The sequence below is a fragment of the Clostridium sp. AUH-JLR23 genome (genome assembly GCF_964238065.1).
GTDB lineage: Bacteria > Bacillota_I > Bacilli_A > Erysipelotrichales > Coprobacillaceae > Allocoprobacillus > Allocoprobacillus merdigallinarum.
Window position 1 is genome coordinate 1 of the sequence record NZ_CAXSKY010000021.1, and the last position, 12,715, is coordinate 12,715.

The 12,715-nt window shown below is 30.4% G+C and carries 12 protein-coding genes; 9 read left to right on the forward strand and 3 right to left on the reverse strand.

Annotated features, from left to right (window positions below):
* The 4 genes from ACESR5_RS10145 to ACESR5_RS10160 all read left to right on the forward strand — a co-directional run.
* On the forward strand, positions 1–829 hold an 829-nt coding region (locus ACESR5_RS10145), incomplete at its 5' end, for a PD-(D/E)XK nuclease family transposase (protein ID WP_373155450.1).
* 181 nt (positions 830–1,010) lie between these two features.
* Entirely contained in the window at positions 1,011–1,886 is an 876-nt protein-coding gene (locus ACESR5_RS10150) for an ABC transporter ATP-binding protein (protein WP_373155453.1), read from the forward strand.
* Between the two features lie 6 nt (positions 1,887–1,892).
* Positions 1,893–2,693 carry an ABC transporter permease subunit gene (locus ACESR5_RS10155; protein WP_191341956.1) on the forward strand — a complete coding sequence of 267 codons (801 nt, stop codon included), beginning with the start codon at positions 1,893–1,895 and terminating at the stop codon, positions 2,691–2,693.
* Between the two features lie 59 nt (positions 2,694–2,752).
* The gene (locus ACESR5_RS10160) at positions 2,753–3,664 is read left to right on the forward strand and encodes an NAD-dependent epimerase/dehydratase family protein (RefSeq protein ID WP_373155457.1); all 912 of its coding nucleotides are present in this window, start codon (positions 2,753–2,755) and stop codon (positions 3,662–3,664) included.
* A gap of 24 nt (positions 3,665–3,688) precedes the next feature.
* On the opposite strand, the gene ACESR5_RS10165 is transcribed toward ACESR5_RS10160, so the two are convergent.
* Positions 3,689–4,501, reverse strand: coding sequence for a purine-nucleoside phosphorylase (locus tag ACESR5_RS10165; RefSeq protein ID WP_087298323.1), 813 nt, complete (start codon positions 4,499–4,501; stop codon positions 3,689–3,691).
* A gap of 64 nt (positions 4,502–4,565) precedes the next feature.
* Positions 4,566–5,084: a ferritin gene (locus ACESR5_RS10170; protein ID WP_087935977.1), complete on the reverse strand. Its 519-nt coding sequence runs from the start codon at positions 5,082–5,084 to the stop codon at positions 4,566–4,568.
* 123 nt (positions 5,085–5,207) lie between these two features.
* On the opposite strand from ACESR5_RS10170, the gene ACESR5_RS10175 reads away from it, so the two are divergent.
* The 5 genes from ACESR5_RS10175 (at position 5,208) to ACESR5_RS10195 (ending at position 10,446) form a co-directional block, all read left to right on the forward strand.
* A complete protein-coding gene (locus tag ACESR5_RS10175) occupies positions 5,208–6,473 on the forward strand; it encodes an HD domain-containing protein (RefSeq protein ID WP_373155461.1) in 1,266 nt (421 codons plus the stop codon).
* Positions 6,454–6,864, forward strand: a complete 411-nt coding sequence (locus ACESR5_RS10180; RefSeq protein WP_373155463.1) for a GNAT family N-acetyltransferase — start codon at positions 6,454–6,456, stop codon at positions 6,862–6,864. The genes ACESR5_RS10175 and ACESR5_RS10180 overlap by 20 nt, the downstream gene beginning before the upstream one ends.
* 273 nt (positions 6,865–7,137) lie before the next feature.
* Positions 7,138–7,944 carry a PD-(D/E)XK nuclease family transposase gene (locus ACESR5_RS10185; protein ID WP_373155466.1) on the forward strand — a complete coding sequence of 269 codons (807 nt, stop codon included), beginning with the start codon at positions 7,138–7,140 and terminating at the stop codon, positions 7,942–7,944.
* Positions 7,945–8,107: 163 nt separating this feature from the next.
* A complete protein-coding gene (locus ACESR5_RS10190) occupies positions 8,108–9,175 on the forward strand; it encodes a hypothetical protein (RefSeq protein WP_373155469.1) in 1,068 nt (355 codons plus the stop codon).
* Complete coding sequence (locus ACESR5_RS10195) at positions 9,172–10,446, forward strand: hypothetical protein (RefSeq protein ID WP_373155472.1); 1,275 nt, start codon at positions 9,172–9,174, stop codon at positions 10,444–10,446. The genes ACESR5_RS10190 and ACESR5_RS10195 overlap by 4 nt, the downstream gene beginning before the upstream one ends.
* A 398-nt stretch (positions 10,447–10,844) precedes the next feature.
* Here ACESR5_RS10195 and ACESR5_RS10200 read toward each other — a convergent pair whose 3' ends face one another.
* Positions 10,845–12,401 carry an AAA family ATPase gene (locus tag ACESR5_RS10200; RefSeq protein WP_373155475.1) on the reverse strand — a complete coding sequence of 519 codons (1,557 nt, stop codon included), beginning with the start codon at positions 12,399–12,401 and terminating at the stop codon, positions 10,845–10,847.
* Positions 12,402–12,715 lie beyond the last annotated feature (314 nt).

Consider the following 12,715-nt stretch of genomic DNA (forward strand, 5'->3'; position numbering starts at 1 on the left):
AAAAATAAAAGGAGGAATGATCAAAATGAATCAGGAATATCTTGAATTTGTGAAAACATTAAGACCTATTGATGATATCTTTATGAAAGTTATCTTCAATGATCAGCACTGCATTGAATTATTATTCAATATCATTTTTGAAGAAGATATTTCCATTACAAAATGGCATATTCAGGATGAATACAGAAATCTTCATGGTAGAACAGTCATCATGGATATAGTAGCTTCAACAGAGAATGGGAATATTATTAATGTGGAAATGGAAAGAAGTCTAAAGAACGCTTCACCCTTAAGGGCGAGGTTCCATGCCAGTATATTGGATAGCAGTCTGTCATATGTCAATGAGAAGTGGGAAAAGTTGCCTGAGATTTATATTATTTTCACATGTGAAAAAGATGTTCTAGAAACAAACAGATTGAAAAATCATATCCAGAGGTATGGGGAAGATGGAGAATCATTTGAGGATAAGGTACATATCATTTATATGAATGCCACCAAGGAAGATGAAACACCTTTAGGGAAGCTGATGCATGATTTAAGATGTGAAAATCATGAAGACATGTATGATGAAGTCTTGAAAGAAAGAGTCAGATATTTTAAACAGGAAGAAGGAGGAAAGAAAATTATGTGTGATATGATGGAAAAATTGGAAAAACGAGGAGAAAAAAGAGGAGAAATGAAAAGCCTTATTCAAATTCTGTTGAAGAAATTTCCAGGCATGAACTTTGAATGGGTCAAGGAATGCAATGAAAAGCAGATAGAGAAAATCCAAGATCATATCTTAATGAATATCAGCTATGAAGAATTTTATCGCTTGATTCACTCATAAGTGAAAATGTAAAATAAATATTTATGGCTTTCTATGAGTTGATACTATTGTGAGAAAGATAATCGTTGAATGATGGAAAATGATTATCTTTTTTATTTTATTAAGTATTAAAAAGTGAACATCATATTTTTATTGTGAAAGATTGACAAGAGAGTAAAATAGAAATAGGGAGGGGAATGGAATGAATATCATAACAATTGATCATGTGACAAAGGATTATGGGTGTCAACGTGGTATTTTTAATATGAGTTTTCAAATCAAACAAGGAGAAACATTGGGATTTTTAGGACCTAATGGTAGTGGGAAGACAACAACGATTCGACATTTGATGGGATTTATGAAACCAGATAGTGGCGTTGTTCAAATTCATGGTTTAGATTGTTTTCAGGATGCTGCTCAGATTCAAAAAATGGTAGGCTATCTACCGGGTGAAATGTCATTTATTGATGATATGACAGGAATAGATTTTATTCAATTGATTGCTAAACTGAAGGGAATGCAAGATTTGAGTTATGCCTATGAATTGATGCAGTTTTTAGAATTGGATGCAAAAGCTCCAATCAAACGCATGTCTAAAGGAATGAAACAGAAGATAGGTTTAGTCATAGCATTTATGCAAAATCCACCAATCTTGATTTTAGATGAACCTACAAGTGGACTTGATCCATTAATGCAATTAAAGTTTGTAGAATTGATGAAACAATTCAAACAACAGGGAAAGACAATTCTTATGTCTTCACATATTTTTGAAGAGATTGAAAATATTTGTGATCGTGTGGTTATTATTAAAGCTGGTCAAATTGTAGCTATTGAAGATATGGAAAAACTCAAACATAATCGTTATAAACATTATGAAATTCAATTCAGTTCATTACAGGAAGCAAACTTATTTATGCAAAAATATCCTGATGCCAGGCAAAATGAATATTATGTATCTTTAATGCTTCAAGGACATATTGATGATTTTATTAAAGATTTATCTCATTATAAGGTGAATGATCTGAATATTCGCTCACAATCATTAGAAGAAATCTTTTTACAATATTATGGGGAGTGATGGTAGATGTCCTGGACTTTATATCAAAAAGAATTAAAATCAAACTATAAAATTCTTTTGCTTTTTCTTGTTGTGATAACTATGTATTCAAGCATTATTATCGCTATGTATGATCCGGATATGAATAGTAGTCTGGAAATATTAGCAAAATCTATGCCACAAATTTTTGCGGCATTTGGTATGATGAACATAGCGACAACACTTTTAGATTTTATTACAAATTATCTATATGGATTTATACTTATTGTTTTTCCTTTTTTATTAAGTGTGATCTTATGTTATCGTTTGATTGGCAAATATGTAGATCATGGATCTATGGCTTATTTATTGGCAACACCTTTAAGTCGCCAACAGTTCATGATGACACAGCTGATGGTTTTATTAACAGCATTGGTCATTGTTGTGATATATGCTTTTGGATTTATTTCTATTTATGCCTGGTTGATGGTTAAAGATGCGAGTATAGATATGATTTCCTTTTTGTCTGTCAATATAGGATTGTTAGGTATCCATTGTTTATTGGGAAGTTTATGTTATCTATCTTGTGCTTTGTTTAATGAAGCTAAGTTATCTATTGGCTTTGGTGCTGGATTAGGTATTGTGTTTATTTTAATTCAAATGTTATCTGATGTCAGTCAACAATTTGAAATTCTTAATTATTTGACACCCTTAACTTTATTTGATCCTCAAAGTTTATCGAGTGGAGAATATCAGGCATTTGTTTATGTATTTATACTTTTTGTGAGTGCTTTGTTGTTGTTTGGGATTGGACAATGTCTTTTTAAAAAACGTGATTTACCATTATAGGCATATATGTTGTGCCTATGATGGTTTTTCTATATAATGAAGACAAAGGTGGGATATTTGTGAAAGTATTAGTTATTGGTGGTAGTTATTTTTTAGGACGTGTTTTAACCATGTCTTTATCAAAGTCATGGGATATGACATTGGTTAATAGAGGACATTATTCTATGAAAGATTATGGTGTCTTGGAATATATTTTGGATCGTCATGATTTGGATGCCTGGCAAAAATTACCAAAAGAAGATTATGATGCAGTTATTGATTTGTGTGCTTATCAAAAAGGAGATATTCAAACAGTGATTCAGTCTTTTCCTGGACAGATTCGTCATTATATATTGATCAGCACTGTTGATGTGTATCAGCGTCAAACAGGTCTTGACAAAGATGAACAGCACCCCCTTGAAACACGTCAGTTTGAAGGAGAAACAGGGGCTTATATTTTAGGAAAAGTTCAATTAGAACAAGAATTACAGTCATTATCAAAAGAACATCATATTCCTTATACCATTTTAAGACCAGGCAATATTTATGGTCCATTCAATTATGCACCTAGAGAATCTGTATTGATTGAAAGAGCAGTGAAAGGATGGCCTCTATTTTCAATCCAGGATGCTCAGTGTACTTTTCAGCTTGTCTATGTGAAAGATGTTGTCAGTGCGATTGAAAAAGTTGTTGAAAAGAAAGCTTATAATACTATTTATAATGTTATTAATGATGAACAAGTGACTTATTCTATTATGAATGAAATTCTTAAAACTTGTCAGTCTGATGTCAGTATAGAAGAACATTCTTTAGTTGAAGCCATTGAACAACAATATCCATTGCCATACCCTATTTTTCAAGAAGAAATGGAATCTTATAATGGACAAAAGATTGTTCAAGAATTAGGTTTATCTTATACTCCACTAAATGTCGGATTAAGTAAGACTTATCAGGCTTTTTATCCAGTCTTTAGTCAAAATGAAAAACGATGAGATTTTGATTCTCATCGTTTTCTTTTACATATCTTGAATAGTTTGTTTGACAAGTTTCACAAGATTGATTTCAGCCTGATTGGCAGCTTCCATGACTTCCTGATGATTTAATTCACTATTTCCTAAACCAGCAGCTTTATTTGTCACAAGTGAAATACCTAAAGTTGTCATACCAGAATGTCTAGCGACAATCGCTTCAGGAACTGTAGACATTCCAACCATGTCTGCACCAATTGCTTTTAAAGCACGAATTTCAGCAGGTGTTTCAAACATTGGACCTTTAAAGAAACAATAAACACCTTCTTTAAGAGAAACATTTGTTTTTTGGGCTGCTTTTTTTGCAATTTCCTGTAAATGTTTTGAATAGACTTCTGTCATATCTTTAAAGCGTGGACCAAATTCATCTAAGTTAGGGCCACGTAATGGACTAGGTGCCATAAATCCAATATGATCTGAAATTAAAGTGATTTGTCCAGGATTTAAATCTTCTCTAATTCCACCACAAGCATTTGTAACAAATAAATAAGGAATGCCTAGTTTCGCAAATACACGAATAGGTAATGTCACAACATCCATATCATGCCCTTCATAATAGTGAAAGCGTCCTTTCATGGCACAGACTGTTTTTCCAGCAATGGTACCAATATAAAGTTTTCCTTCATGTCCAGGAATAGTAGAAACTGGAAAATGAGGAATATCCTGATAATCAATAATGATTGGATTTTCAATTTCATCTGCCAATGGACCTAAACCAGATCCTAAAATAATCGCAATATCAATTTTCCCATTATAGCGTGAATGGATATATTCATAAGCTTCATTAATTTTTGTATACATAACTCTCCTCCTTGTTTTCATTATAAACAAACTGTGCATGAAAAAAAAGACCTTTTTGAGGTCTTTAGTCAGCATTTAAGATTGCTGCCTGTGTATATGTTCTTTGAGCCAATTCATTATTTAATGAATAAAGTGATTTAGGATCATGACCAAACAATTCAAATTGTGTTAATAAGTCAGTTGCATTTTTTTCTTCTTCACCTTGTTCAGAGACATACCAGTCTAAAAATTTCATTGTACGGTAATCTCTCACTTCATATGCAGCATCATAGATTGTATGGATTAAACTTGTGACATATTGTTCGTGTTCTAACCCATATTTTAATGGATCATCAAGATGATTTAATTCTTTATCAGGTTTATCAATAGCAGATAATGTTACAGCATAATCATTATCCTGTAAATATTGAAGAATACCCATAGCATGATCCATTTCTTCTTTAGCTTGAATATTATACCAGTTGGCATAACCATTTAAACCCTTATGCGTATAAAAATTAGCAAAATCTAAATATAAATAAGCAGAATACATTTCTTTATTAATTTGTTCATTTAATAAATCAGCAACTTTTTGATCTAACATTTTTTCATTCCTCCTTATATGTCTCATTATATACCTGATAGAATACAAAAACAATATTCAACATTTAAGATTATGGACTTTATGAATCAAAATTTGATACAATATATATAAGAAGGTGAGGCTATGAATTTTAAGGAGAATTTTAGACTACAATCAATTGAACTTAATGAAAAAAGAGTCATACGTGATGCCATTCATGATTATATTCATGTTGATCATTTGATTATCTGGCGTTTGATTAATTCTAAGGAAATGCAAAGGCTTCGAAGAATCAAACAATTAGGAGGAACTTATCAGGTTTTTCAAAGTGCAGAACATTCAAGATTTGTCCATTCTTTAGGTGTGTATCAGGTTGTAAGACGCATGTTAGAAACAGAGTGTTTAACAAATGCTTTAAGTGATTATGATAAGCTTTGTGTGATGTGTGCGGGATTACTGCATGATATCGGACATGGTCCATTTTCTCATTCTTTTGAAGGTGTTTTTGAAGAAAATCATGAAGATATGACAGTCAGAATGATTTTAGAAAAAAGTGAAGTTCACGATATTCTCGTATCGTTATATAAACAACTACCACAAGATGTCGCAAGTATTATTCAACATACACATCCTAATCGCATTTTAATTCAAATGGTATCCAGTCAGTTAGATGCTGATCGTATGGATTATTTATTAAGGGATTCTTATATGAGTGGAACGACTTATGGACATTTTGATATGTCACGTATTTTGCGTACAATGCGTATTCGTGATGGGAAAATTGTGTATAAAGAATCTGGAGTTCAAGCTATTGAAAATTATATTTTGGCAAGATACCATATGTACTGGCAGGTGTATTATCATCCGACAGCTCGTAGTTATGAACATCTTCTACAAAGCATTTTTCAAAGAGTCAAAGATTTATACTACGATGGTTACGTTTTCCAGACCCATTTACATTATTTAATTCCCATGTTGGAACACCGTTTTCAGGTCAGTGATTTTGTTGATTTAGATGAAGCTGTTATTTTATATTATTTTAAAGAATTTACACGTGAAAAAGATTTCATTTTAAGTGATCTGTCATCAAGATTTTTAAATCGTCATTTATTTAAATATCAACAATTGAAAAGTCAAAAAGATCTCATGTCTATCAAAGCTATTGCCCAAGCCAAAGGATATCATCCGGATTATTATATTGTCAGTGATAATCAAAAACAAATTCCATATTTGCATTATGGTGAAAGTGGAGAATTAAGTGAAATTGAAATTTTAGATAGTGAAGGTTGTCTATCACCATTACCAATGAAATCTGAGATTGTTTCAGCTATCTTAAATTCAAAACGTTTTAAATCAGATCAAAAAGTATTTTTCCCAAAGGAGATTAAAGATGAACTATCAATTTTTTAATAAGCTTCCTGAAGAAGCAAAAATGATTAGACAAAAAGTCTTTGTTGAAGAACAGGGATTTCAAAATGAATTTGATGAACAAGATGAACATAGTTGGCATCTGGTTATTTATGATTATCGTACACCTGTAGGATGTGCCCGTATGTTTGATGAAAAGGGAGATATTGTTTTTGGGAGAATCGCAGTGATTCCAGAAAAACGACATAAACATTTAGGAAGTTATATCTTACATGAACTAGAAAAGAAAGCCAGAGAACTTGGTTATCCAAAAGCAAAACTTTCAGCTCAGGTAAGTGCTATGGGATTCTATGAAAAAAACGGTTTTCAAGCATATGGAGAGGAATATTTAGATGAATTTTGTCCTCACATTCATATGGAAAAAAGATTATAATATGTGTCATTGTCAATGAACTGTTGTTCATTGACTTTTTTGAAAAATAAAATCATTTGAATATATAGAAACTATATATAATGTTTCATATACCACAATATTTACTATCAGCAAATATTATGATATATTTGTCTTAGAAAGATATGTTTTTTTACTTTTTTATCCTGAAAAAAAGAAAAATGTCAAAATAATGCGTATATAGATAAGTGAAGGGTTCCTGATTATCATTCTTTAAATATCCAAGAGATTGAAACTATAAAAATAAAAGGAGGAATGATCAAAATGAATCAGGAATATCTTGAATTTGTGAAAACATTAAGACCTATTGATGATATCTTTATGAAAGTTATCTTCAATGATCAGCACTGCATTGAATTATTATTCAATATCATTTTTGAAGAAGATATTTCCATTACAGAATGGCATATTCAGGATGAATACAGAAATCTTCATGGTAGAACAGTCATTATGGATATAGTAGCTTCAACAGAGAATGGGAATATTATTGATGTGGAAATGGAAAGAAGTCTAAAGAATGCTTCACCTTTAAGAGCGAGGTTCCATGCCAGTATATTGGATAGCAGTCTGTCATATGTCAATGAGAAATGGGAAAAGCTACCTGAGATTTATGTCATTTTCATATGTGAAAAGGATGTTCTAGAAACAAACAGATTGAAAAATCATATCCAGAGGTATGGGGAAGATGGAGAAGCATTTGAGGATAAGGTACATATCATTTATATGAGTGCCACCAAGGAAGATGAAACACCCCTAGGGAAGCTGATGCATGATTTAAGATGTGAAAATCATGAAGACATGTATGATGAAGTCTTGAAAGAAAGAGTCAGATATTTTAAACAGGAAAAAGGAGGAAAGAAAATTATGTGTGATATGATGGAAAAATTAGAAAAACGAGGTGAAATGAAAAGTCTTATTCAAATTCTGTTGAAGAAATTTCCAGGCATGAATTTTGAATGGGTCAAGGAATGCAATGAAAAGCAGATAGAGAAAATCCAAGATCATATCTTAATGAATATCAGCTATGAAGAATTTTATAAGTTAGTACTCCATGATAAATAATAGAATGTAATAAAAAAATAGAGAAGTTCTATGATAAGCAGTTATAGCTTATATCATAGAACTTTTTGAATAGGGATAAAAAAGAATCTCTGTGTTGATTTCAATAAAATTGTCTTTATTTGTCAGGAATTATGATATACTAAAACAAAGGAAGGTGAGGCAAATGCTTTGTTATTATGCTGTGTTTCCAACAAAAAATTTAAATCAAGATATATTAATAGGTTTTTTATGGGATTGGCTGGAACATTCTAAAAATAAAATGGAAGGATTATATATAGAAAAAACTTTTCCATTTGAATATGAAGTGGATCATAAACATTTAAAGCTTCAGATTTTTGATGAAAAATATTTTACGATTTATTTTTCTACACAGGATAATGATAAAAATACACATTTTATAGTAGAAGTGATATATGATATGTTAGAAGAAAAAATACATTTACGTTTTTCTAAAGAAACATCTCATGATTCACGTTATATATCAGCTGTATCTATTCCCGTTTTGTTTAAAAACATATTAGTATCTCCCTATATAAAAAGTGATATTTATCCGCTTTCTTATAAAGCACATCATGTTAAAGATATTGAAGCTATGAAAGTTCAGGAACACCAGTTACCGATTCTTTACATGCATACCACATATATAGATGCAAATCTTCTTGCAAGAAAGATGCTGGGCTTAGCGCATGTCTGTTATTGTAAAAATCAAAAAGAAGAAGGATATATTGAAATAATTGATGATCATGAAAGCCGTATATTTCAATTGAATAAAAAACGTCAAAGTTTATATCAGATTTATGAATTAAATGAACTGTTGAGAAATGAAATCATTAAAAAATATAAAAATCATATACCTTCTTACGAACAGCTTTATCAAAATCAAATTCTTCATCAACAAAATATGACAATGAAAAATGCTTATGACTATCAGGAAGAATTTAAAAAAGAAATCAAACGTCAACAAATTGAAGTGGATGAACTGAAAGATATATATCATATGTTAATGGAAGATAAACAAAAGGCTCAAAAACAAAATCAAAAATTAATGCAGGTGGGACAATATCATGATGCTTTGATATATGTGGATCATATGGACAAAATAGCAAGCTATCATGATTGTCTTCTTCAGTATATTCAACATAAAGCTCATGATTTAGAAACAACACAGGAAATTTATCGCCGTCTGGATATTTTAAATGCAATTTTAAAAAAGAATGGAGATTCAATATGAAATCATTTTCAACTTATTTAAAACTCAAAGAAAAATGGACAATTCCACAGTTTATAGAATCATTATTTGAAGTCTATGATATTCAATATGATAATCTCAATTTACAACAAAAAAGAATTATTGAAGATTATTTTGATATCTATCAGTATCCTCAAGATCAAAGTGTTGTGATTCATTTGTATCATCGTATGGAATACATATATAATGAAAAAGATGGTGGTTTGTGTATTCATAATGAGGGATATCAAAAAGGATATCGTTATATAGATTATTTATTGACACATCAATTGCTTCAAACGAGTAGAATTCCTATCAGTGATAGTCCTATAGCAATTAATATGGATCATTGTCAACAAGTCATGCAATGGCTTGAAACTTATGAGAATTTACCTATTGTTTATATTAATTATGAACAGGTTGTTGATCCTGATTATCTTGCCGGACAGTTAAGAGGAATAGCTCATGTTATGTATGAAACATCATATGATGTCTCATTATGGATGAAAGAACATTGTCAGCTCATTCCTCAACAAAGCCGAGTGATTCTCTATTATTTGAATCATGATTATAAGGCATATCGCTTCTTTAAAAAAGAATCCCAAGATCAACTGCAACAACGTATTCTTCATCATCTGAGTCTGTATTTAAAACAAAGACGGTATGGAACAAGTTATGATTTTCATAGTTTACAAAAAAGATATCTGGAAGAATTAAAAAATCATGCACAAGATTATGAAGAAGAAACAGTTTATCAGTTAGATCAGGAAATGGAAAAATTAGAGAATGAAAAAATCAAATATAGTGAATTAATCAGTCAATTAGAAAATGAAGTAGAATTATTGAAAATGCAAAATGAAATGTTAGAAGAACAAATGAGTCTACAAAATCAATATGGTCTTTTAAATAAAGGTGATATTCAGGAATATTATCAGGGAGAACAAAAAGATATTCTTTTAAATATGCTGGAAGATGATGTGAAAAAGAAAAATGTCGGAAATCTTGATATGAGTATATTGGAAGATATTCTCCAACAAAATACGAAAGATGGTATTAGAGAGGAATATTTAAATTGTATTTTGAAAGCTTTAATCAGTAGTTATGATATATATAAATTAAAAAGCTATGGTATCACAATCAAAGATGAAAAAAATAAGCATCCTATTGCTATGTTTTTTGATAATCCAAGATATCAATCTACGCTTTCATCCACACCAAGTGATCAAAATGCCTGCCGACAGATTTACAGACAATTTAGAAAATACTTTTTTTAATAGTGGGCTGTAACAAATTAACTTTTTTAAAGAGTTGATTTTGTTTCAGTCCTCTTCTTGTAATCAGGATGCAGTATTTCCTGGCGAGAATGTAGATGTGACGTTTGTAGTAGCCGTGAAATGAAAAAACTAGATTCATGACAGTTAGAATGTTCCAATAAGTTAAGAAATATCAGAGCTAAGGATGCATTATATTGACTACAGATAACTGAAAGAAATGAGCGAGAGTGTTTTATCATGAATAAATTTTTATTAAAATTGTTGATTAAATTTGTTATTATCATAGTGTGAAATGTACAGAATGGAGCTCAATCTTTAGTGGGAAAGAGTTTCGTTTTTTTTCTTTCTATTATAATATTATTAATAGAAAATAAGAAAAACACCAAAGATGTTTCATTTTATTGGTGTTTTTCTATATGACATGTATGTTTTTTTGTTTTCTTATTATAACTGATTCCTACAATCAGTAAGTTATCTTTATATTTTTCTAATCCTTTTGGGTATTTCTTGTCTTTAATCTGATCTATCGCTGTCTTGACTTCTTGATCCCATTTTAATTCAAGAATCATAGCAGGCTTATCATGTCTTGGTATGAATACTAGATCAGCAAAGCCTTTTCCTGTGGGCATTTCCCTGATGATTGTATAATCATCCCTAGCTGTAATATATGCTAAAGATAATGTATAGGCTAAAGCATTTTCATTGTTGTAAGTTAATATTGATGTATTCAAATGGGCCTCTTCAATATATTTAGCAACAGCTTCTTCATCTTCTCTCCACGTTGCTTGTAAGAGCTCACGGCTGTTTAATAGTGCTTTTGTTGTTTCTTCCCAATTGGACTTTCTGATTGAGTTTACAAAAGAATCTATCACTTCTTTATTAGGAATATAACATGTATGATCTGAGCTGTTATATCCTAAATATCCAAGATGTATTAAAAGTGTTAAGACATCATCCTTAGTATCAAATGTTGTCATATCATTCTGGAATGAGGATGTCTGTACTGGTACACTTTCACCAGCCAACATTTCAATAACACTATCTTTGAGTCCATCCTTATTCAAATCTATATAAACCTGTAAGGCTTCATAAGTTTCGGTAGATGTCCAATAGTTTCCAAATCTATTTCTTATAAGTGAAGCAACAACAGAACGTGGGGAAAGAGTTGATAAAGAATCTGTCATATGATATCCATCATACCATTGTTTCATTTCATCATAACTGACGTTATATTGAATACAAAGATCTTGAACTTCAGCTTCAGTAAATCCCATAAATTCAGGTAATAATCCCGGATCAATCATAGAGATTTCTTCAAACATATTCAAAGCACTATGTGTTCCATATTTTTTAATAGGCAATATCCCTGTCATATATGCTAACTCTACATAAGGTTTATCTTTCAATAGATTTCTTAAAAAGTCAAGATATTGTTTTTGTGCTTCTTTATCTTGCTTATATTCTCTAAAGATACAATCCCATTCATCTATAATAAAAATAAATTGATTCTTTGAAGAAGCATAGATATCTTCTAGAGATAATGAAAGATTTGTTTCATCAAAGAAAATGATTGAATAAGCCTGTTTAAACTCATTTAAAATTCTTATTGTTAATAATTGGATCATCTTATCAATATCATGTGTATTGCTTAAAAAACTTTGCATGTTGATATGAATGACATGATGTTGGTTAAGATGTTTTAAATAATGATTGGTTTCACTGATTTTGAGTGAATCAAAAATGTTGTGAGAATCGCATCCTTTAGAATAATAGGCAACAAGCATATTCGCATCTGTACTTTTTCCAAAACGTCTAGGCCTTGACACACATATTTTATTATCGCCAGTACCTACCAATTGATTCATATAGTTAATTAACAATGATTTATCTACATATATAGGATTGTTAAGTGCCTGTTGAAAACTATCATTTCCTGGATTGAGATATAATCCCATGCTTTCACCTGCTTTCTTTTCCTGTTTATTATACCATTTATATGATTAAAATACCATGATTATATATGTCGTCAATTGTTTAGTATTTTTGAAATTTATCAATATATTTGTTTATGGATACAATGATGATAAGATATCAAAAACATAAAGAACTCATTCATAATGCATATAAATAACTGATTGCTATGTTTGTATATTCAAAACTCTTTTCACAAACAAGAAATAGTCTTTATATACTATAAACAAGTCGTATGATGAAATAGACAATAAGTATGAAGTTATATTTGTGATTTGAATAAAAAACGTTAAATATA

What these genes read in the sequence shown, in the direction of transcription:
- ACESR5_RS10150 (WP_373155453.1), top strand. Translation starts at nt 1,011, where the DNA reads ATGAATATCATAACAATTGATCATGTGACAAAGGATTATGGGTGTCAA.
- ACESR5_RS10155 (WP_191341956.1), top strand. Translation starts at nt 1,893, where the DNA reads ATGTCCTGGACTTTATATCAAAAAGAATTAAAATCAAACTATAAAATT.
- ACESR5_RS10165 (WP_087298323.1), bottom strand. Translation starts at nt 4,501, where the DNA reads ATGTATACAAAAATTAATGAAGCTTATGAATATATCCATTCACGCTAT.
- ACESR5_RS10170 (WP_087935977.1), bottom strand. Translation starts at nt 5,084, where the DNA reads ATGTTAGATCAAAAAGTTGCTGATTTATTAAATGAACAAATTAATAAA.
- ACESR5_RS10175 (WP_373155461.1), top strand. Translation starts at nt 5,208, where the DNA reads ATGAATTTTAAGGAGAATTTTAGACTACAATCAATTGAACTTAATGAA.
- ACESR5_RS10180 (WP_373155463.1), top strand. Translation starts at nt 6,454, where the DNA reads ATGAACTATCAATTTTTTAATAAGCTTCCTGAAGAAGCAAAAATGATT.
- ACESR5_RS10185 (WP_373155466.1), top strand. Translation starts at nt 7,138, where the DNA reads ATGATCAAAATGAATCAGGAATATCTTGAATTTGTGAAAACATTAAGA.
- ACESR5_RS10190 (WP_373155469.1), top strand. Translation starts at nt 8,108, where the DNA reads ATGCTTTGTTATTATGCTGTGTTTCCAACAAAAAATTTAAATCAAGAT.
- ACESR5_RS10195 (WP_373155472.1), top strand. Translation starts at nt 9,172, where the DNA reads ATGAAATCATTTTCAACTTATTTAAAACTCAAAGAAAAATGGACAATT.
- ACESR5_RS10200 (WP_373155475.1), bottom strand. Translation starts at nt 12,401, where the DNA reads ATGGGATTATATCTCAATCCAGGAAATGATAGTTTTCAACAGGCACTT.